Source organism: Streptomyces sp. AP-93 (genome assembly GCF_022808175.1).
Lineage (GTDB): Bacteria > Actinomycetota > Actinomycetes > Streptomycetales > Streptomycetaceae > Streptomyces.
Window position 1 is genome coordinate 101,424 of the sequence record NZ_JALGBX010000020.1, and the last position, 18,777, is coordinate 120,200.

Consider the following 18,777-nt stretch of genomic DNA (forward strand, 5'->3'; position numbering starts at 1 on the left):
CCGCGGCGGCCCGGGAGTCTGAACCCGTGACAGTCGACGTACCGGAGCCAAGGAGCGCAGAACCATGGGAAAGCTGACCCTCACCACCTTCCTGACCCTCGACGGTGTGATGCAGGCGCCCGGGGGGCCGGACGAGGACCCCAGTGGCGGGTTCGCGTACGGCGGGTGGCTCGTGCCCTTCGCCGACGAGGGCATGGGGGAGTTCGTCACCGAGGTCTTCGACCGGGCCGAGGCCTTCCTGCTCGGGCGCCGGACCTACGAGATCTTCGCCTCGTACTGGCCGCAGCACGACGACCCCGCCGACCCGGTCGCGAGCAAGCTCAACCGGCTCCCGAAGTACGTGGCCTCGACCACGCTCAAGGAGCCGGAGTGGGGCCCCTCCACCGTGATCGACGGGGAGCAGCTGCAGAGCGAGGTCGTACGGATCAAGGACGCGATCGAGGGGGAGCTGCAAGTGCACGGCAGCGGCGCGCTCGCGCAGTGGCTGCTGGCGCGGGACCTGGTGGACGAGCTGAACCTACTGGTCTTCCCCGTCTTCCTGGGCGGCGGACGGCGGCTCTTCCCGACGGGCGGGCTGCCGACGGCCTTTGAACTGACCGGCTCCCGCACTACCTCGGCCGGCACAGCCATCCACACCTACCGGCCGACGGGGCGCGCCGCGTTCGGCACCTTCGGCTGACACCGGACCCCTGGCCTGCGGGCTTTCGGGCCTGCGGGCTTGCGGGCGGGCGGTGCGGCCCGGGGATCAAAAGGCTCGACCGGCCGATCATGCTCGGGTAGCTTGGGCTCTCCCCCCGTGCGAGCCGCCGAAGTCTCCACCTGCCTTCTGCCGTTGGAGAACCGGTGTCCACCATCGCCGCCCCCGCCCCCGCTCCCGCCGCCGCGCCCCGCAGGGCCTGGCTCGCCGACCTGCCGGTCCTGCTCGTCGCCGTCGTCTGGGGCGGCAGCTACCTCGCGGCCAAGGGCGTCACCACCACGCACACCGTGATCGCGGTGCTCGTCCTGCGCTTCGCGCTGGTCCTGCCCGTCCTCGCCGTCGCCGGCCGCCGCCGGCTGCGCGCGCTCACCCCCGCCCAACTGCGCGGCGCCGGAGTGCTGGGACTCGTACTCGGCGGCATCTTCCTGCTGGAGACCTACGGGGTCGTCCACACCTCCGCCACCAACGCCGGGCTCATCATCAGCCTGACCATGATCTTCACCCCGCTCGCCGAGTCCGCCGTCCGCCGCCGGGCCCCCTCGCCCGCCTTCCTCGGCGCCGCGGCCGTCTCCGTCAGCGGAGTCGTCCTGCTCACCCAGGGGGCGGGCTTCACCACCCCGAGCCTCGGAGACCTCCTCATCCTCGGCGCCGCGCTCGCGCGGACGGTGCACGTGCTGCTCATGGCCCGGATCAAGGCCGTGCAGGAGGCGGACTCGCTCTCCCTGACCACCGTCCAGCTCGGCACCGCGGTCGCCGTGTTCGCCGTACTGGCCCTGCTGCCCGGCACCGGCGCGAGCCCCTGGGCGGCCGCCGCCGACTTCGGCGCGGCCGAGTGGGCCGGGCTCGCCTTCCTCTCCGTCTTCTGCACCCTGTTCGCCTTCTTCGTGCAGATGTGGGCCGTCCGCCGCACCTCGCCCTCCCGCGTCAGCCTGCTGCTCGGCACCGAACCCCTGTGGGCCGCGGCGGCGGGCATCGCCATCGGCGGCGAGCGGCTCGGCGCGGCCGGTTTCGCGGGGGTCGCGCTGGTGCTCGCGGGTACCGCCTGGGGACGGCGCGCGGCCGGCTGAGCGAATGGCCCAAAGCCGCTCGGGTGGGATCAACCCCCGGTCTAGGGTGACCACATGACGGTTCTGGACCTCAGTACGATCGTCGAAGGCTTCAACGAGGATCCGTATCCCCGCTCCGCGCGGACCTCAGAGACCGGCGAGCTCCGCCAGCGCGACCGGGCGCCGCTCCCGCCGCGAGAGCTCGCAGGCCTCCGCCACCCGGAACGCGGCGAGCGCCTCGACGCCGTCGCACGGATTGGGCCCCTCGCCGCGCACCAGCCGGACGAAGGCCGCCAGCTCGGCCTCGTATGCGGGAGCGAAGCGTTCCAGGAAGCCCGGCCAGGGCTTGGTCGCCGGGGGCGGTCCCTGCGGTTCGGTCGAGGCGATCGGCGTACGGTCGTCCAGCCCGGTGGAGACCTGGTCCAGCTCCCCGGCCAGCTCCATCCGTACGTCGTACCCGGCGCCATTGCACCGCGTACCGGTACTGGAGACCAGCGTCCCGTCGTCCAGGGTGAGGACGGCGGACGCCGTGTCGATGTCACCCGCCTCCCGGAATGCCGCCGGCCCCGCGTCCGACCCCGTCGCGTACACCTCGCTCACCTCGCGCCCGGTCACCCAGCGGACCATGTCGAAGTCGTGCACCAGGCAGTCCCGGTACAGCCCGCCCGAGGTCCGCAGGTACTCCGCGCCCGGCGGCGAGGGATCCGCGGTCGTGGTCCGTACGGTGTGCAGCCGGCCCAGGGCTCCGGAGCGGACCAGCTCGCGCGCCGTCGTGTAGCCCGCGTCGAAGCGGCGCATGAAGCCGAGCTGGAGCACCCCGCCGGCCGAGGCCACCTCGCGCAGCACCGCCAGGGTGCGGTCCAGGTCCGGGGCGACCGGCTTCTCGCAGAACACCGGCAGCCCGCCGCGGACGGCCCGTACGACGAGGTCCGCGTGCCCCTCGGTCGCGCAGGACACCACCAGCGCGTCCACGCCCCAGGTGAAGATCTGCTCGACGGTGGGCGCGGCGGTGGCCCCGAGCCGGTCGGCGAGCCGCGCCGCCCGCGCGGGGTCGGCGTCGGCGAGCAGGAGCGAGCTCGCGTCCGCCTGGCGGGCCAGTGCGGACGCGTGGAAGGAACCGATCCGGCCCGTTCCGATCAGCCCGATGCGCATGCACTCAACGTGACCCCGTCCGGGGGAGCTGTCAATCTGTCCCGCTGTGTCCGGCACGGTCCGCAATGGCCCCGATGACCTTGCATGGTGCACTGTGACGGATACTGGGCGGCTGCGGCTTGAAACAAATGACCGTTTCGGCGACCGGGTACCGCGGCGGGACAGCGCTCGCGGAACGGCCCGACAAGCGAAAGGCACGGGCAGACGTGGCTAGGGTTCGGACAGGGGTACGCCTCGTGGGCGCGGTGCTCGCGGCGGTACTGGGTGCCACCTCCCTCGTGGGCTGCAGCAGTACGGGCGGCAAGCGCGCCGAGGACCGCGCGAAGGCCGAGGCGGCGGGCCGGCCGGCCGTTTCCACCCCGCGCTGGACCTTCGCGATGGTCACCCACGCGGGAGACGGCGACACCTTCTGGGACATCGTGCAGAAGGGCGCCAAGGAGGCCGCGGCGAAGGACAACATCAACTTCGTCTACGCCCACGACGACCAGGCGCAGCAGCAGGCCCAGTTCGTCCAGAACGCCATCGACCAGAAGGTCGACGGGCTGATCGTCTCCCTGGCCAAGCCCGAGGCGCTCAAGGACGTCCTGGCCAAGGCCGTCAAGGCCGGCATCCCGGTGATCACGGTCAACTCCGGATCCGCCCAGTCCGCCGAGTACGGGGCGCTCACCCACATCGGCCAGGACGAGGAGATCGCCGGCGAGGCGGTCGGCACCGAGCTGGGCAAGCGCGGCCGCAAGAAGGCCGTCTGCGTCCTGCACGAGCAGGGCAACGTGGGCCACGAGCAGCGCTGCGCCGGAGCGAAGAAGACCTTCGGCGAGTCCGGCGGGACCATGGAGAACCTGTACGTCGAGGGCACCAACATGCCGTCCGTGCAGGCCGCCCTCCAGGCCAAGCTCCAGGCCGACCCCTCCGTCGACGCGATCGTCACGCTCGGCGCGCCCTTCGCCCCCACGGCCGTCAAGGCCAAGGACGCGGCGGGCAGCAAGGCCGAGGTCGACACCTTCGACCTGAACGCCTCCGTCGCCCGCGACCTGAAGTCCGGCGCCCTCGGATTCGCCGTCGACCAGCAGCCCTACCTCCAGGGGTACGAGGCCGTCGACCTGCTCTGGCTCTACCGCTACAACGCGGACGTGCTCGGCGGCGGCCGGCCGGTGCTCACCGGACCGCAGATCGTCACGGGGGCCGAGGCCACCACCCTGGAGAAGTTCATCAACCGGGGCAGCCGATGACCACCACCACCCGGACCCCGGCCCCCGCCCCCGCCCCCGCCCCGCGCGACGAGCGGCTCGCGCCCACCTCGCTGCTGCGCCGCCTGCTCGGCCGGCCCGAGCTCGGCGCGGTGGTCGGCGCGGCGGCCGTCTTCGTCTTCTTCTCCTTCGCCGCCGACAGCTTCCTGCGGGCCTCCAGCCTGAGCACGATCCTGTACTCGGCCTCCACCATCGGCATCATGGCCGTACCGGTGGCCCTGCTCATGATCGGCGGCGAGTTCGACCTGTCCGCCGGGGTCATGGTCACCACCTCGGCGCTGCTCAGCTCGATGCTCAGCTACCAGATGACCGCCAACGTCTGGGTGGGCGTCCTCGTATCGCTGCTGGTCACCCTGGGGATCGGGTTCTTCAACGGGTTCATGCTGACCCGCACGAAACTGCCCAGCTTCATCATCACGCTCGGCACCTTCCTGATGCTGACCGGCCTGAACCTCGGCTTCACCAAGCTGATCAGCGGCTCGGTCTCCACCAAGACCATCGCCGACATGGAGGGCTTCTCCTCCGCCCGTGCGCTCTTCGCCTCGCAGTGGACCTTCGGCTCGGTCACCCTCAAGGTCACCATCCTGTGGTGGCTGCTCCTGGTCGCCGTGGCCACCTGGATCCTGCTGCGCACCCGCGCCGGGAACTGGATCTTCGCCGTCGGCGGCGGCGCGGACGCGGCCCGCGCGACCGGCGTGCCGGTCGTGAAGACCCGTATCGGCCTGTACATGGGCGTCGCGCTGTGCGCCTGGATCTCCGGGCAGCACATCCTCTTCTCGTTCGACGTGGTCCAGTCGGGCGAGGGCGTGGGCAACGAGTTCCTCTACATCATCGCGGCCGTCATCGGCGGCTGCCTGATGACCGGCGGCTACGGCTCGGCCATCGGCTCCGCCGTGGGCGCCTTCATCTTCGGCATGACCAGCAACGGCATCGTGTACGCCCAGTGGAACCCGGACTGGTTCAAGTTCTTCCTCGGCGCGATGCTGCTGCTGGCCACGCTGCTCAACGCATGGGTCCGCAAGCGGGCGGAGGCGAAGTGAAGACGACCGAGCCCGAAACCGGAGCAGCATCCCCGGAGCTCTCCGCACCCGCCCTGGTGAAGCTGACCGAGGTCAGCAAGTACTACGGCAACATCCGCGCCCTCCAGGACGTCTCCCTGGAGGTCTCGGCCGGCGAGATCACCTGCGTCCTCGGCGACAACGGCGCCGGCAAGTCCACCCTCATCAAGATCATCGCGGGGCTGCACCGGCACGACGCCGGCACCTTCGAGATCGAGGGCGAGGAGACCGTGCTCGCCAACCCGCGCGCCGCCCTCGACCGCGGCATCGCCACCGTCTACCAGGACCTCGCCGTGGTCCCGCTCATGCCCGTCTGGCGCAACTTCTTCCTCGGCTCCGAGCCCACCAAGGGCCGCGGCCCCTTCCGCCGCCTCGACGTGGAACTCATGCGCGCAACCACCCGCGCCGAACTGCTGCGCATGGGCATCGACCTGCGGGACGTGGACCAGCCCATCGGCACCCTGTCCGGCGGTGAGCGGCAGTGCGTCGCCATCGCCCGCGCCGTCCACTTCGGCGCGAAGGTCCTCGTACTCGACGAGCCCACGGCCGCCCTCGGGGTCAAACAGTCCGGGGTGGTCCTCAAATACGTGGCCGCGGCCCGTGACGCAGGCCTCGGCGTGGTCCTGATCACACACAATCCCCACCACGCCCACCTGGTCGGGGACCGGTTCGTGCTGCTCAAGCGCGGCACCATGGCGGGCAGCCACACTCGCGACTCGATCACTCTGGACGAGCTCACCCGGCAGATGGCGGGCGGCTCCGAGCTCGACGAACTGAGCCACGAACTGGAGCGAGTGGCAGAATCAGGACCTGACAGCGCATCCGCCTTCCCACCGGCCACTCCATCCGACCAGGCATCCGGCCCCCCTCCGGGCCCCGCCGCACCATGAGGGACGACACGACTCGATGAGCACGTACCGGGACTTCACGCTCGCCCACCGGGGGGCGGCGCGAGGCACCGTCCTGCGGACCATCGGGACCCGTGAGCGCAGATCGCACCTGACCGCACCGCGCGTTCCGACCGTCGGCATCGACATCGGCGGCACCAAGGTGATGGCCGGGGTCGTCGACGCCGACGGGGTCATCCTGGAGAAGATCCGGACCGAGACCCCGGACAAGTCCAAGAGCCCCAAGGTGGTCGAGGACACCATCGTCGAGCTGGTCCTCGACCTCTCCGACCGGCACGACGTGCACGCCGTGGGCATCGGCGCCGCCGGCTGGGTCGACGCCGACCGCTCCCGGGTCCTGTTCGCCCCGCACCTGGCCTGGCGCGACGAACCGCTGCGCGACGCGCTCCAGTCCCGGCTCGCGGTCCCGGTTATGGTGGACAACGATGCCAACACCGCCGCCTGGGCCGAGTGGCGCTTCGGCGCCGGCCGCGGCGAGGACCACCTCGTCATGATCACCCTGGGCACCGGGATCGGCGGGGCCATCCTCGAAGGCGGCCAGGTCAAGCGCGGCCGCTACGGGGTCGCGGGCGAGTTCGGCCACATGCAGGTGGTCCCCGGAGGCCACCGCTGCCCCTGCGGCAACCGCGGCTGCTGGGAGCAGTACAGCTCCGGCAACGCCCTGGTCCGCGAGGCCCGCGAGCTGGCCGCCGCCGACTCCCCGGTCGCCTACAACCTCATCGCCCGGGTCGGCGGCAACGTCCACGAGATCACCGGACCGCTCATCACCGAGCTGGCCCGCGAGGGCGACGCCATGTGCGTCGAGCTGCTCCAGGACATCGGCCAGTGGCTCGGCGTCGGCATCGCCAACCTCGCGGCCGCCCTCGACCCCTCCTGCTTCGTCATCGGCGGCGGCGTCAGCGCCGCCGACGACCTGCTGATCGGCCCCGCCCGCGACGCCTTCCGCCGCCACCTCACCGGCCGCGGCTACCGCCCCGAGGCCCGCATCGCCAAGGCCCAGCTCGGCCCCGAGGCCGGCATGGTCGGCGCCGCCGACCTCTCCCGGCTCGTCGCCCGCCGCTTCCGCCGCGCCACGCGCCGGCGCGTCGAGCGGTACGAGCGCTACGCGCAGTTCGGCCGGCGCGACACCGCCACCGGCCCCCCCGAGGACCAGGAACAGCATTGAATCCTCGCCGCCCTGAAGGGCGGGGATTCCTGGCTCACGCAGCCTGACGGCCCGGCGGGCTGTCAGGTCTTACACGATCGGCACCAGCCGGGTTGAGACCAGCCCGGACCAGCATGACGCGGGCGGAGTTCTTGTCCCTGGGGGACACGGCTCCGCACACGGTGCAGGTGTAGGTACGTTCTGAGAGAGGTAGTGCGTGCTTGGTTCTCGCTCCGCACTGCGCACAGTCCATGGTGCTGTGCGCGGGGTGGACAAGGTGCACGATGCGCCCGTGCTTGCGGCCCATCTCGATCAGCGCCGTCTTGGTGGCGGAGATCGCCGCGTCGGCTGCCTTGCGGGCCATGGTGGACTTGGCGAGGAACTTCGGCCGGAAGTCCTCGACGGCGAGGGCATCGTGGTCCCGGACCACGGACTTGGCCCACTTGCGGCCGGTGTCCTGGCGCTGGCGGGCCACCTTCTTGTGGAGCTTCGCCGTCAGCTTCTTCGCGGCGCGGTAGCCCCTGGAGCCGGGCTTACCCTTCGCCGGTTTCCGGCGGGCCATCATCCGCTGATAGTGGGCGAGCCCGGCGGCCGCCTTCTTGCCGAGCCCGGTGTGCGGGAGGTCATGGGCGTCACTGGTGGTGGTCGCGGTCTCCCTCACACCCCAGTCGATCCCGATCACCACACCCGTCTCCGGGAGCGGCTGCACCTCGGCAGGGATGACGAAGGAGGCGTACCAGTGCCCGAGGCTGTCGCGGTAGATCCGTACCGACGACGGGTCCGCCGGGAGTGCGCGGGACCAGACCACGGTCAGCACGATGCCGCCCGCGAGGTGCAGACGACCGTCCTTGATCCGGAAACCGCGCCGGGTGTAGTTGAGGCTCGGGTCGGCCTTGTCCTTCTTCTTGTACTTGGGCATCCCGGCCCGCTGCCGCATCGGCAACCGGGCCTTGATGTCCTTCAAGGCCTTGGCGCGGGACTTCCCGAAGTCCCGTACCAACTGCTGCTGCGGAACACTGCTGCCGTTACGCAACCAGGCGTTACGGCTGCGAGCTTGCGTCAGCATGTGGTCCAGTCGCGCCGGACCGCACTTCTCGTCCTCGGCGTGGGCCTTCTTCGACCGCGCGCAGCATTCGTTCCAGATCCACCGGCACCGGTCCCACTCACCCGACAACTTGGTCCGGGCCGCAGAGGACACGCGAAGCCGGTAGGTGAACCGGGCGTGCCCGGTCTCTTCCGTCTCCTCAGGTGCCTCCGCCATGCGGGTCAACTTAACCGCACCCACTGACAACGCCAGAAATCGCAGGTCACGACAGATGCGAAGAGAACGCCGACACTCCGCGCCTAGGATGGCAGGACCCGTTCCTCCCCTGGCTGAAGCCCGGGGCACCCCGGAAGAGATCCAGTGACCCCGCCCTCCCTGCCCCGCCAGGCACCTTCCCCCGACGAGCGGCCCGGCCCGCCGGTCCCCGCCGAGGACCGCAAGCACGTGGTGCGGCGCCGCTGGATCACCGCGATCATCATCCTGCTGCTGGTCGGCGTCCCGGCGGGCTACCTCGCGGTCTCCGCCCAGCAGAGCCGCCAGAGCGGCCGCGACAAGGCCTCCAAGGTCGGCGCCGCCACGGTGCGCGCCGGCTGGCCGTCCAGGGTGCAGCGCAGCATCTACGAGGTGCCGATCCCGCCGAAGGCCTGGCGCGTCGGATTCCTGGAGACCAACAACTGGCGCACCAGCCGGCTGTACACGCAGTTCGCGGTGGTCCCGGGCGACCTGGACGCCTTCCTGTCCTCCGTCGGCACCAGCCGCGAGGCGCTGACCCCCGGGCCGTCGATCTCCGAGCACGACACCTCCGTCGCCGGCTGGACCTGGACGCCCGAGAACCAGTGGGTCGGCACCACCCTCGAAGCGGACGACCCGCGGCCCACCCGGGACATCACCGTCGACCTCACGGACCCCCGCGTCGCCAAGGTGTACGTGGTCTCCACGACGGTCCCGTAGACGGCGCCGCGCGCTGCTCCCCCGCGGATGGAGTGCTGCCGGGGGCGGAGCCGTAGCGCAGAGGTCGTCGCGCGCGGTCTCCAACATCGCGAGGACGCCGGTTCGAATCCGGCCGGCTCCGCCTTCCCACCTGCCGGGCCCGCCGCGCCGCTAGCCTTCGATCATGAAACTCACCAAGCGGCTGCACTCCTGCGTCCAGCTGGAGAAGGACGGGCTCGTGCTCGTCATCGACCCGGGCGCCTTCAGCGAAGCGGACGCCGGCCTCGGCGCCGACGCCCTGCTCGTCACCCACGAGCACCCCGACCACTTCGAGGAGGGCCGGCTGCGCGCCGCCCTCGACGCGAACCCGGCGGCGGGGCTGTGGACCCTGCGCAGCGTCGCGGAGAAGCTCGCCCCCGCCTATCCGGGCCGCGTCCACACCGTGGGCCACGGGGACACCTTCACCGCGGCCGGCTTCGACGTCCAGGTGCACGGCGAGCTGCACGCCGTGATCCATCCGGACATGCCGCGGGTCACCAACGTCGGCTACCTGGTCGACGGCTCGCTCTTCCACCCCGGGGACGCGCTGACCGTGCCGGACGCCCCCGTGGACACGCTGATGCTCCCGGTGCACGCCCCGTGGAACAAGATCGGCGAGGTCGTCGACTACGTCCGCGCGGTCAAGCCGCGCGTGGCCATCGACATCCACGACGCCTACCTCGCGGACATCGCCCGCCCGATCTACGACAAGGCCCTGGACGCCCTCGGCGGCTCCCCGCACACCCGACTCACCGCCGGGGACACCGCCGACCTGTGACTGTCGGTGCCGGGCGGTAGGTTGGACGGCATGCGTATCGCCACGTTCAACGTCAACTCGATCACCGCCCGGCTGCCGCGCCTGCTGGCCTGGCTGGAGAGCTCCGGCACGGATGTCGTGTGCATCCAGGAGACCAAGTGCTCCGCGGAGCAGTTCCCGTACGAGGAGCTGCGCGCGCTGGGCTACGAGTCGGCCGTCAACGCCACCGGCCGGTGGAACGGCGTGGCCCTGCTCTCCAAGGTGGGCCTGGAGGACGTGGTCGTGGGGCTGCCCGACGGGCCCGACTACGAGGGGGTCCAGGAGCCGCGCGCCATCTCCGCCACCTGCGGCGGCGTGCGCGTCTGGTCGGTGTACGTGCCCAACGGGCGCGAGGTCGAGCACGACCACTACGGATACAAGCTGGACTGGTTCCGGTCCCTGTCCGCCGCCGTCGCCGAGGACGCGGCGGGGGAGCGCCCGTTCGCGGTGCTCGGTGACTTCAATGTGGCCCCGACCGACGAGGACGTGTACGACCCGGCGGTCTTCGAGGGCCTCACCCACGTCACCCCGGCCGAGCGGGCCGCCCTGGAGGCGCTGCGGACCGCCGGGCTCTCCGACGTCTTCCCGCGCGCGCTCAAGTACGACCGGCCGTACACCTTCTGGGACTACCGGATGCTGGCCTTCCCCAAGAACAGGGGCATGCGGATCGACCTGGTCTACGGGAACGCGGCCTTCGCCAAGGCCGTCACCGACTCCTACGTGGACCGCGAGGAGCGCAAGGGCAAGGGCGCCTCCGACCACGCACCGGTGGTCGTCGACCTGGAGGTCTAGGCCGTCTCTTTCGGATCTTGCCGGGGCTCCCGCCGGTCTACCCCCGCCCGGCGGGAGCCCCGAAGCGTGCGAGGCAGTGCCACACCCTCTTGAGGGCCTGCTCGTCGTCGAGGCCGGCGAGCAGGGCCTCCCCGATGATCCGGGGATCGAGCCGGCCGCCGGCCGCGATGGCCGCGCCCAGGTCCACGTACTCCTGTCCGCGGTAGTCGGGGTGCAGCCGCAGCTCCCCGACGGAGAGTTCGAACCCGCCGTGCCACTCCAGCGGACAGGGCAGGCGAAGAGCCGCGGCCTCCACCGCCGTGCCGCGGTAACACGGGTCCAGGACCAGCGCCTCCACGTCACGGTCCAGCTCGACCGGTCCGTGCACCTGGGCCTCGACGTAGTCGTCCAGGTCGTCCTGGTCGTCGGCCTCGGCCAGTGCGATCAGCGGCATGCGGGCCGCGACACCGAAGTCCGAGGGTTCGAGGAAGCTGTCGGGATAGCAGAACGTGGTCCGTTCCAGCGACCCGGCGGTCAGCCTGAAGTGGGCGGACCCGAAGCGCGGTGCACCGCCGGCCGGCTTGCGGCGGAAGTTCAGGGCCCCGTAGACCGGCCGCTCGTGGGCGGGTGCCTCGTCGTAGGCCTTGGCGAAGATCCTGCTCTCCCAGCGCCACCGGTCACCGCCGGGGTGGGCGGTCAGACCGCCGTTGCTCACGCCCGTGACGAACTGTGAGCTGTAGGTACCCTCCCGTGCCAGGGCGTCCAGGATCGGCCTGCCCCGCACCTGCCGGTCCGGGTGGAAGTTGAGGGTCACGCGCAGGGCCGGATCCACGGGATCGCCGGACGACAGCCCGGTGACGTGGTGAAGGGCCCGTTCCCGAGGGGTGGCCGGGGCTTTGGGGTTCATCTCGGCAGTCTCTCCGACGGTGATCATCCGGCGCACCCGGATTGTGCCCGCGGATTTGCCCCGCGGATTGCCCCCGCGGATGTCCCGGCGGATGTCCCGGCGGATTGTCCCCACGGCCTGTGATCCTCAGGCGCGTCCTATGGCCGGTCGCGGATCCGGGTGTCAGGCTGGCCCCATGAACATCCCTTTCCTGGCCAACTGGATCAACCGACACGAAACGGAACCGGGTGCGGGACTCGCCGCGGCCCTCGCGGACGATCCCGAGGGCATCAACGAGATGTTCGCGGAATGCGAGATGCTGCGCGCCCACGCGCGCTCGGCCGGGCTCGAACTCGACGAGAGCCCGCGCTCGTTGGAGGAGATCGACCAGCTGATGCCGCGCTGGCGCCGGGATCCGGAGATCACCCCGTGGCTCGGCAATGACGCGGGCTTCTACCTCGGGACGGTGATCGTCCGCTCCGTTCCGGGCGCCGCCTGGCAGGTGTGGCCCAACGGGCAGCCGATGATCCGGCTGGCCTCGGGCCGCGAGCTGAACGTGGTCGAGTCGGGGGTGTCCTGGGCGATGACGGGATCCCCCGAGCTCAGCCAGGCCTACGCCGAAGCCTCGGAAGGCTGAGATGGCCACGGAAGGCTGACCTCGCGGGCCTTTATGTGGCTTTTAGGCGTGTCGCGGTGAAGTGCCCTTCCACGGCTGGATAGTTTGCGCTGACCTCGACACACCGACAAGTGGGCAGGGCAGCGTATGGCCGTCGATCCGTTGATCGAGCTGCGGGACGTCAACAAGCACTTCGGACAACTGCACGTCCTCCAGGACATCAACCTCACCGTCGCCCGCGGGGAGGTGGTGGTGGTCATCGGCCCCTCCGGCTCCGGGAAATCGACCCTGTGCCGGGCGGTCAACCGACTGGAGACCATCGAGTCGGGCACGATCACGCTCGACGGCAAGCCGCTGCCGGCCGAGGGCAAGGAGCTCGCCGCACTCCGGGCGGACGTGGGGATGGTCTTCCAGTCCTTCAACCTCTTCGCGCACAGGACGGTCCTCGCCAACGTCTCCCTCGCCCAGATCAAGGTCAGGAAGCGCAAGAAGGAAGAGGCGGACAAGCGCTCCCGCGAGCTGCTGGAGCGGGTCGGCCTCGCGAACCAGGCCGAGAAGTTCCCCGCCCAGCTCTCCGGCGGCCAGCAGCAGCGCGTGGCCATCGCCCGCGCGCTCGCCATGAACCCCAAGGCCCTCCTCTTCGACGAGCCCACGTCCGCGCTCGACCCGGAGATGATCAACGAGGTGCTGGAGGTCATGCAGCAGCTCGCCGCGGAGGGCATGACCATGGTCGTGGTCACCCACGAGATGGGCTTCGCCCGCTCCGCCGCCAACCGCGTCGTGTTCATGGCCGACGGGAAGATCGTCGAGGACCGGACCCCGGAGGCCTTCTTCACCGCCCCCGAGAGCGACCGGGCCAAGGACTTCCTCTCCAAGATCCTCAAGCACTGAGGGGCGGCCCTATGAGACAGCTTCCGACGAAAGCCCCGCGCGCCCGGGCCCTGCCCGCCCTCGCCGCCACGCTCGTCCTGCTGGGCGCCCTCGCCGGCTGCGGCAAGTCCGGCAGCCCGCCGGTCAAGGGCCCGCAGCCCGAGGACCTGCCCGTCTACCAGGTGGCGACCGGCTTCCAGCTGCCGGACTCCCCGACCTGGGAGAAGGCCAAGCGGCGCGGCCACCTCGTGGTCGGCGCCAAGGAGGACCAGCCGTACATGGGGGAGAAGGACCCCGCGAGCGGCCGCTACTCCGGCTTCGACATCGAGATCGCCAAGATGATGTCCGCCTCGCTCGGCTTCGACCCCAAGACCGTGGAGTTCAAGACCATCGCCTCCGCCAACCGCGAGACCGCCCTGCAGAACGGCCAGATCGACTACTACGTCGGCACCTACACGATCAACGACAACCGCAAGAAGCAGGTCGGCTTCGCGGGCCCCTACTTCCTCGCCGGGCAGTCCCTGCTCGTGCGGAAGGGGGAGACGGAGATCAAGGGCCCCGAGGACCTCGACGGCAAGAAGGTCTGCTCGGCCGCCGGCTCCACCCCCTACCAGCGGCTCCAGAAGGAGTTCCCGCGGGCCGTCCTCGTCGCCTACGACACGTACTCGGTCTGCGTCGACAACCTGCTGACCTACCAGGTCGACGCCGTCTCCACCGACGACTCCATCCTCCTCGGCTACGCGGCCAAGGTCCCCGAGGAGCTCAAGGTGGTCGGCAAGCCCTTCTCCGAGGAGCCCTACGGCATCGGCGAACGCTTTCCGTCGGTACTTGGTGCCGAAAACCAAGTGAACGCGCAGGTTGCGGCCAACATGACGACCGGTTCGCACATCGGGGCGAGGGTTCCAACGTGGCGACACCAGCCAGTGCTAGGTTTCCAACTGTGAGTCAAGGCGCCCTGGTAAAGCGGCAGTTCGGGCACCGCGCCCGTCTTTCAATGTCGCGTGCCGAGGTACTGAAGGCTGATGGTCAGGCACACGCGGCCCGCACGATGTGGAACCTGCTGCACGCCTGGTGGCGGATGATGCCGAAGGAAAAACGGACTCTCGCGAACGCGGATGCCGCCGTTCGCCAGGCCCGCGAGGACATCGACTTTCTTGCTGTTCTTCCCGCGCAGGCCGCACAGGCCGTGCTGAAGACGTACGTCCAGGCGTGGAAGAACTGCTGGGGCGGCCGCGCCGCCGCCCCGAAATTCAAGGGCCGAATCCGCACGGTGATGTCCGTAGACGTCCCACAAGGCCGGGATCTGAACATCACCCGCGTGCACCGCCACTGGGGCATGGCCAGTCTTCCAAAGGTGGGTCGGGTCCGCTTCCGCTGGACCAAGGGCCTGCCCGTGGGTAAGCATGCCAACGCGGAGAACCGGATCACCGGGGCCCGGTTGATCAAGGACGCGCTCGGCTGGCACATCGCCTTCCGCGTCCAGACCCTGGAGGTCAGCCCCGGGCCCCACCGGGGGCCGGACGCCGGGATCGACGTGGGCGTCACCGTGCCCATCGCCCTCTCAGACGGCGAGACCTACGAGCACGGTGAGTGGCTGACCGCCAAGGAGCAGGCGAAGCTCCTGCGTCTGGAGCAGCGCGCCGCGCAGCGCAAGGCGCACCGCAAGCCCGGCGAGCGCACCAGCGGTCGGCTGCACCACACCTACGACCAGATCGCAGGACTCCGCGCGAAAGCCAAACGCAGAGCCCTGGACTGGCAGCACCAGACGACCACCGCCATCGCCAGCACGTACGGCACGGTCGTGGTCGAAGCACTCACCATCGCGAACATGGTCAAGTCTGCCAAGGGAACCATCGAAGAGCCGGGACGGAACGTCGCCCAGAAGTCCGGGCTGAACCGCTCGATCAGCGGGGAGGCGTGGGGCCGGACGGTCGCCATGCTGGCGTACAAGACCGCCCGGCACGGCGGCACCCTGGCCAAGGTCCCGGCCCCCGGCACCTCCCAGCGCTGCTCCGCGTGCGGCTTGACCACGCCCGGGAGCCGCGAATCCCAGGCCGTGTTCGTGTGCAAGAACCTGGACTGCGGCTGGTCGGGCAACGCCGACCACAATGCGGCCCGCAACGTCTTGCACTTGTACCGGATGGGCCTCGCGCTCGTCCCGGCTGCCGGGAGGGCAGTCGTCAGGCGTGCCAAGCGCGTCAAGCCCGCTGCCGCAAGGTAAGCGGGAATCTCCCGGCTGCAGTCGGGAGAGCACTTCAAATCGGGATGTGCATGCTCCTGTCCTGGTTCGCCACCTGGGTGGCCCGGCGCGAGCGCCGCAGCCTCAAGACGAAGGCGGTGGACATCGAGATCGGTCCGGACGATCCGGCGACAACGGTGCTGCCGGGCCGGATCTGACCCGCAGGACCGAAACCCCGAGAGCCACACCCGGCCCGGCAGCAGCCGGGGATCACTGCTCGCGCAGCGGCACCGAGACGTACGAGGGATCGGTGCGCGGCGAGGAGAAGGTCAGCTGCCCGCCGGTCGGGTTGTGCTCGATGTACAGCGGGTCGACGGTGTCGACGACGACCGCGAGGCGGTGCCCCGCCGGGACGTCGTAGGCGGTGGAGAAGAGCTCCAGGTCCACGCCGAAGGACTGGCCGGCCGGCTTCCCGTGGAAGGTGTACGGGGCGTTGCTGATGAGCTTGCCGATGCCGAGCGGGCCCACGTCGTAGAGGTACGCGACGAAGGTGCCGTCGGACTTCGAGGGCGTGACGGTGGTGTGCAGTCTGACCGTGCCGCGGACGCGGCGCTCCTGCGCGTACCGCGGGGACTGCCAGACGGCGGCGAAGGCGCGGGGGAGCAGCGGGATGGAGGTGGTGGGCGGGGCCTGGGCGATCTGGTCGAGCAGGCTGGAGAGCATGACGATCCCGCCGTTGGCGCCCGAGTCGATTCCGGTGAAGAGGTGCTCGCTGTCGGAGAGCATCAGCTTCTCGGTGCCGCCGTCGCCGACCGACTTCCAGTCGGCGTAGCCCTCGTACCCGCCGTCGCTGCGGGGCTTGATCTGTACCGGGGCCTCGGTGTCGACCCCGTTGGCGGCGCCCTTGAGGTAGCGGTCGAACCAGCGGTGGGCGTTGGTCCAGGTGTCGTTGGGCAGTCCGAGGAGCCCGGTGAGCTCGGCGGTGGCGTGGTCGCCCGGGCGGAACTCCAGGCGCTTGGGGCCGGTGAGCTTCTCGAAGAACTTCGCGTACTGGTTGGGCGGGAAGATGGTGTCGCCCCAGGCGTTGCCGAGCATGATCGCGGCGCCGTTGGCGTTGATCGCGTCCACCTTCTCGGCGGCGGAGCGCTTCTTGCCCCACTCGATCATCTGCGGTTCCCGGTCCAGCTTCGAGCCGAGGAAGTCGCCGAGGATCTGCCGGAGTTCGGGTCCGGGGCGTCCGGTGAGGAAGCCGGCGCCGCCGAGCAGGGCGGCCGCCTGGAGGTGCTGGGTGCGGCCGGAGTAGATGGACTCGATGAGATCGGCCCAGCCGCTGAGCGCGACCACGGCCTTGATGCGCGGATCGCTCGCGGAGGCGAGCAGGCTGATGCCCGCGCCGTACGAGACTCCGCCGGTGCCGATGTGCGCGGCGTCGGCCGGGGTGTTCGCGAGCGCCCAGTCGATGACGGCGGAGACGTCGGCGATGTCCGCCGGGCCGGCGGTTTCGATCTCGCCGCCGGAGAGCCAGAAGCCGCGGGAGGTGTAACTGACCACCACGTAACCGGAGTCGGCGAGCTTCTTGGCCTGGGCGATGTATTCGATCTGCGGCATGCCCCAACTGGTCGGGAGGACGATCAGCGGGTATTTCGCGCCGGCCCCGGCGCCCGCCGGGGTGAAGACGTTGCCCTTGAGGGTGATGCCGCCGGAGCCGGGGATGTCGTGGAAGGTGAGCTCCGCTGACGACGCCGAGGCTTCCGAGACGGCGGTGGTCGTACGGGCGGGAGCCGCCTGGGCCTGATGGGGGGCCAGGCCCAGGGCGGCTGCTGCCAGTACGGCTGCCATGGCAGTCGCGGTGCTGGTGGTGCGGACGGTACGGACCATCGATCGCTCCTCGCGTGTGCCGGGGGTGTCAAAGTGACCCGACGGTAACGGGAGGGGCTTACCGGAAGTAACCCGTGAGTAAGTTACGTGCCGGTAACGATTGAATGATGGTCAACTTCACAAAAAGGAGGGGGGTGTCGCCCCGCCGTGCTCAGCCGACCTGCGGGGTTCCGGCCGCGGCGCTCCTGGCCTGCCACTGCGCCCAGCTGAGGTTCCACTCGCCGTAGCCGTTGCCGACGTCCGGATTGCCCTTGGAGCCCTGCCCCACGACCTCGAAGGGGTCACCGGCCTGGGACGCCGCGAAGAACGCCTTGGCGTTCTCGTCCGACATGCCCACGCAGCCGGAACTGGTGTTGGCGCGGCCGAAGTTGGCGGTGTTCCACGGGGCGGCGTGCGCGTACATGCCCGACCAGGTCAGCCGGATCGAGTAGTCGACCATCTTGTCGTAGGAGTCGCCCAGGCCCACCGTCTGGGAGTCCATCCGGATGGTGCCCTCCTTGGCCATCATCACCATCTTCCCGTCCCAGGAAGCCTTCTTGCCGCCGGGCGTGCCCGCCGAGACCGGGACGGCGGCGACGGCCTGGCCGTTCTCGGAGACCGTCATCTTCTTCGTGTCGAGGTCCACCTTCACCTGGCGGTCCTTGCCTATCTTGAACTCGGTGACGTAGTCCTTGACGAACATCCCGCCGCCGGGGCCGGAGTCGACGCCGTTCAGGTTCATCTGGACCTTCACGTCGGTGCCGGACTTCCAGTACTCCTTGGGGCGCCAGTCCACCCGGTCCTTGCCCGAGTAGTCCGTGATCCAGCCCCAGGAACCCTCGGTGCTGTTCGAGGTGGTGACCTTCAGCTGCTTCTCGACCGCGGCCTTGTCCTTGACCGGGTTGTCGAAGACGATCGAGACCGGCATGGCCACGCCCACGGTGCTGCCCTTGGGGATGTTGATCGAGACCTTGTTCACCTTGTCGGGGGCCGAGGTCTTGAACGTCGTCGTGGCGCTCTGGCTGTCCGTGTTCTGGGCCTCGACCTTGTAGTCGGCCGAGGGCAGGGCGTTGCCCTGCGAGGTCCAGGTCTTGCCGTCGGCGGATATCTGCCCGGCCAGTTCGCCGCCCTTGGCGTCCGTCACCTTCACCGCGGCGAGCTTGCCCTCGGCGATCGTCACGGTCACCGGCTTCCCCGCCGTGACCTGGTCACCGGTGAGGTTCACCGAGACCGCCATGTCCGGCTTCTGCTTCACCTCCGCCTTGGCCGCGCCGCCCGAAGCGGCGCCGCCCCCGCAGGCGGCCAGCGAAGCGGCCAGCAATGCGGTGCCGGCCGCCACGGCGGTGCGGCTGCGTACAGAGAAGACCCGGCGTGTGCGGCTCAACGAAAACCCCTCCGAAGTAATGATCGTCCACAAGAGAAGATGCGAACGGAACAACTCTAGGTTGCAGGAGATGCGGAAAAGATCAGGATTTCCGATGTGACATGGACCGCAGCAATACGGTCATCGTCCGGTCACAATCGCCGCGCACTGCC

18 protein-coding genes, 1 tRNA gene and 1 pseudogene are annotated in these 18,777 nt (G+C 70.1%); 15 read left to right on the forward strand and 5 right to left on the reverse strand.

The genetic code is table 11. From position 1 onward, the window contains the following. The first annotated feature begins 64 nt into the window (after window positions 1-64). Together MTF69_RS29160 and MTF69_RS29165 are read left to right on the forward strand one after the other, a co-directional pair. Window positions 65-679, forward strand: coding sequence for a dihydrofolate reductase family protein (locus MTF69_RS29160; RefSeq protein WP_243339152.1), 615 nt, complete (start codon window positions 65-67; stop codon window positions 677-679). Between the two features lie 164 nt (window positions 680-843). Further along, window positions 844-1,764 carry a DMT family transporter gene (locus MTF69_RS29165; RefSeq protein WP_243339153.1) on the forward strand — a complete coding sequence of 307 codons (921 nt, stop codon included), beginning with the start codon at window positions 844-846 and terminating at the stop codon, window positions 1,762-1,764. Window positions 1,765-1,890: 126 nt separating this feature from the next. On the opposite strand, the gene MTF69_RS29170 is transcribed toward MTF69_RS29165, so the two are convergent. Then, window positions 1,891-2,895, reverse strand: a complete 1,005-nt coding sequence (locus MTF69_RS29170) for a Gfo/Idh/MocA family oxidoreductase (RefSeq protein WP_243339154.1) — start codon at window positions 2,893-2,895, stop codon at window positions 1,891-1,893. A 236-nt stretch (window positions 2,896-3,131) separates the two neighbouring features. On the opposite strand from MTF69_RS29170, the gene MTF69_RS29175 reads away from it, so the two are divergent. The 4 genes from MTF69_RS29175 to MTF69_RS29190 are packed head-to-tail and all read left to right on the forward strand — an operon-like array spanning window position 3,132 to window position 7,273. After that, entirely contained in the window at window positions 3,132-4,124 is a 993-nt protein-coding gene (locus tag MTF69_RS29175; RefSeq protein ID WP_243339155.1) for a sugar ABC transporter substrate-binding protein, read from the forward strand. Beyond that, window positions 4,121-5,182 carry an ABC transporter permease gene (locus MTF69_RS29180; protein WP_243339156.1) on the forward strand — a complete coding sequence of 354 codons (1,062 nt, stop codon included), beginning with the start codon at window positions 4,121-4,123 and terminating at the stop codon, window positions 5,180-5,182. Before MTF69_RS29175 ends, MTF69_RS29180 begins: the two co-directional genes overlap by 4 nt. Continuing rightward, entirely contained in the window at window positions 5,152-6,090 is a 939-nt protein-coding gene (locus MTF69_RS29185) for an ATP-binding cassette domain-containing protein (protein WP_243339157.1), read from the forward strand. The genes MTF69_RS29180 and MTF69_RS29185 overlap by 31 nt, the downstream gene beginning before the upstream one ends. Window positions 6,091-6,106: 16 nt before the next feature. After that, complete coding sequence (locus tag MTF69_RS29190; RefSeq protein WP_243339158.1) at window positions 6,107-7,273, forward strand: ROK family glucokinase; 1,167 nt, start codon at window positions 6,107-6,109, stop codon at window positions 7,271-7,273. A gap of 34 nt (window positions 7,274-7,307) precedes the next feature. Here MTF69_RS29190 and MTF69_RS29195 read toward each other — a convergent pair whose 3' ends face one another. Next, complete coding sequence (locus tag MTF69_RS29195; RefSeq protein ID WP_243339159.1) at window positions 7,308-8,513, reverse strand: transposase; 1,206 nt, start codon at window positions 8,511-8,513, stop codon at window positions 7,308-7,310. Between the two features lie 144 nt (window positions 8,514-8,657). Between MTF69_RS29195 and MTF69_RS29200 the strand changes: the two genes are divergently transcribed. The 4 genes from MTF69_RS29200 (at window position 8,658) to MTF69_RS29215 (ending at window position 10,854) form a co-directional block, all read left to right on the forward strand. After that, window positions 8,658-9,248: a hypothetical protein gene (locus MTF69_RS29200; protein ID WP_243339160.1), complete on the forward strand. Its 591-nt coding sequence runs from the start codon at window positions 8,658-8,660 to the stop codon at window positions 9,246-9,248. 46 nt (window positions 9,249-9,294) lie between these two features. Then, a tRNA-Trp gene (locus MTF69_RS29205) sits at window positions 9,295-9,369 on the forward strand. Window positions 9,370-9,411: 42 nt separating this feature from the next. Then, entirely contained in the window at window positions 9,412-10,044 is a 633-nt protein-coding gene (locus MTF69_RS29210; protein WP_243339161.1) for an MBL fold metallo-hydrolase, read from the forward strand. A gap of 30 nt (window positions 10,045-10,074) precedes the next feature. Then, the gene (locus MTF69_RS29215; RefSeq protein ID WP_243339162.1) at window positions 10,075-10,854 is read left to right on the forward strand and encodes an exodeoxyribonuclease III; all 780 of its coding nucleotides are present in this window, start codon (window positions 10,075-10,077) and stop codon (window positions 10,852-10,854) included. Window positions 10,855-10,891: 37 nt separating this feature from the next. On the opposite strand, the gene MTF69_RS29220 is transcribed toward MTF69_RS29215, so the two are convergent. After that, entirely contained in the window at window positions 10,892-11,740 is an 849-nt protein-coding gene (locus MTF69_RS29220) for a DUF3626 domain-containing protein (protein ID WP_243339240.1), read from the reverse strand. Between the two features lie 175 nt (window positions 11,741-11,915). Here MTF69_RS29220 and MTF69_RS29225 point away from each other — a divergent pair, with 175 nt between their 5' ends. The 5 genes and pseudogenes from MTF69_RS29225 to MTF69_RS29245 form a co-directional block, all read left to right on the forward strand. Next, window positions 11,916-12,356, forward strand: a complete 441-nt coding sequence (locus MTF69_RS29225) for a DUF6278 family protein (protein ID WP_243339163.1) — start codon at window positions 11,916-11,918, stop codon at window positions 12,354-12,356. A gap of 126 nt (window positions 12,357-12,482) precedes the next feature. Then, on the forward strand, window positions 12,483-13,226 hold the full coding sequence (locus tag MTF69_RS29230; protein WP_243339164.1) for an amino acid ABC transporter ATP-binding protein: 744 nt from the start codon (window positions 12,483-12,485) through the stop codon (window positions 13,224-13,226). A gap of 11 nt (window positions 13,227-13,237) precedes the next feature. After that, a complete protein-coding gene (locus tag MTF69_RS29235) occupies window positions 13,238-14,149 on the forward strand; it encodes a glutamate ABC transporter substrate-binding protein (protein ID WP_243339165.1) in 912 nt (303 codons plus the stop codon). A 50-nt stretch (window positions 14,150-14,199) separates the two neighbouring features. Beyond that, on the forward strand, window positions 14,200-15,426 hold the full coding sequence (locus MTF69_RS29240) for a transposase (RefSeq protein ID WP_243339166.1): 1,227 nt from the start codon (window positions 14,200-14,202) through the stop codon (window positions 15,424-15,426). 32 nt (window positions 15,427-15,458) lie between these two features. Then, window positions 15,459-15,602 (forward strand): annotated as a pseudogene (locus MTF69_RS29245) (amino acid ABC transporter permease); the annotation flags it as partial. 52 nt (window positions 15,603-15,654) lie between these two features. On the opposite strand, the gene MTF69_RS29250 reads toward MTF69_RS29245, so the two are convergent. Both MTF69_RS29250 and MTF69_RS29255 read right to left on the reverse strand, forming a co-directional pair. After that, window positions 15,655-17,262, reverse strand: a complete 1,608-nt coding sequence (locus MTF69_RS29250; RefSeq protein ID WP_243339167.1) for a CocE/NonD family hydrolase — start codon at window positions 17,260-17,262, stop codon at window positions 15,655-15,657. Window positions 17,263-17,413: 151 nt separating this feature from the next. Further along, complete coding sequence (locus tag MTF69_RS29255; protein ID WP_243339168.1) at window positions 17,414-18,625, reverse strand: Ig-like domain-containing protein; 1,212 nt, start codon at window positions 18,623-18,625, stop codon at window positions 17,414-17,416. Window positions 18,626-18,777 lie beyond the last annotated feature (152 nt).

What these genes read in the sequence shown, in the direction of transcription:
- MTF69_RS29160 (WP_243339152.1), top strand. Translation starts at nt 65, where the DNA reads ATGGGAAAGCTGACCCTCACCACCTTCCTGACCCTCGACGGTGTGATG.
- MTF69_RS29170 (WP_243339154.1), bottom strand. Translation starts at nt 2,895, where the DNA reads ATGCGCATCGGGCTGATCGGAACGGGCCGGATCGGTTCCTTCCACGCG.
- MTF69_RS29180 (WP_243339156.1), top strand. Translation starts at nt 4,121, where the DNA reads ATGACCACCACCACCCGGACCCCGGCCCCCGCCCCCGCCCCCGCCCCG.
- MTF69_RS29185 (WP_243339157.1), top strand. Translation starts at nt 5,152, where the DNA reads ATGGGTCCGCAAGCGGGCGGAGGCGAAGTGAAGACGACCGAGCCCGAA.
- MTF69_RS29190 (WP_243339158.1), top strand. Translation starts at nt 6,107, where the DNA reads ATGAGCACGTACCGGGACTTCACGCTCGCCCACCGGGGGGCGGCGCGA.
- MTF69_RS29195 (WP_243339159.1), bottom strand. Translation starts at nt 8,513, where the DNA reads ATGGCGGAGGCACCTGAGGAGACGGAAGAGACCGGGCACGCCCGGTTC.
- MTF69_RS29210 (WP_243339161.1), top strand. Translation starts at nt 9,412, where the DNA reads ATGAAACTCACCAAGCGGCTGCACTCCTGCGTCCAGCTGGAGAAGGAC.
- MTF69_RS29215 (WP_243339162.1), top strand. Translation starts at nt 10,075, where the DNA reads ATGCGTATCGCCACGTTCAACGTCAACTCGATCACCGCCCGGCTGCCG.
- MTF69_RS29220 (WP_243339240.1), bottom strand. Translation starts at nt 11,740, where the DNA reads ATGAACCCCAAAGCCCCGGCCACCCCTCGGGAACGGGCCCTTCACCAC.
- MTF69_RS29225 (WP_243339163.1), top strand. Translation starts at nt 11,916, where the DNA reads ATGAACATCCCTTTCCTGGCCAACTGGATCAACCGACACGAAACGGAA.
- MTF69_RS29230 (WP_243339164.1), top strand. Translation starts at nt 12,483, where the DNA reads ATGGCCGTCGATCCGTTGATCGAGCTGCGGGACGTCAACAAGCACTTC.
- MTF69_RS29235 (WP_243339165.1), top strand. Translation starts at nt 13,238, where the DNA reads ATGAGACAGCTTCCGACGAAAGCCCCGCGCGCCCGGGCCCTGCCCGCC.
- MTF69_RS29240 (WP_243339166.1), top strand. Translation starts at nt 14,200, where the DNA reads ATGTCGCGTGCCGAGGTACTGAAGGCTGATGGTCAGGCACACGCGGCC.
- MTF69_RS29250 (WP_243339167.1), bottom strand. Translation starts at nt 17,262, where the DNA reads ATGGTCCGTACCGTCCGCACCACCAGCACCGCGACTGCCATGGCAGCC.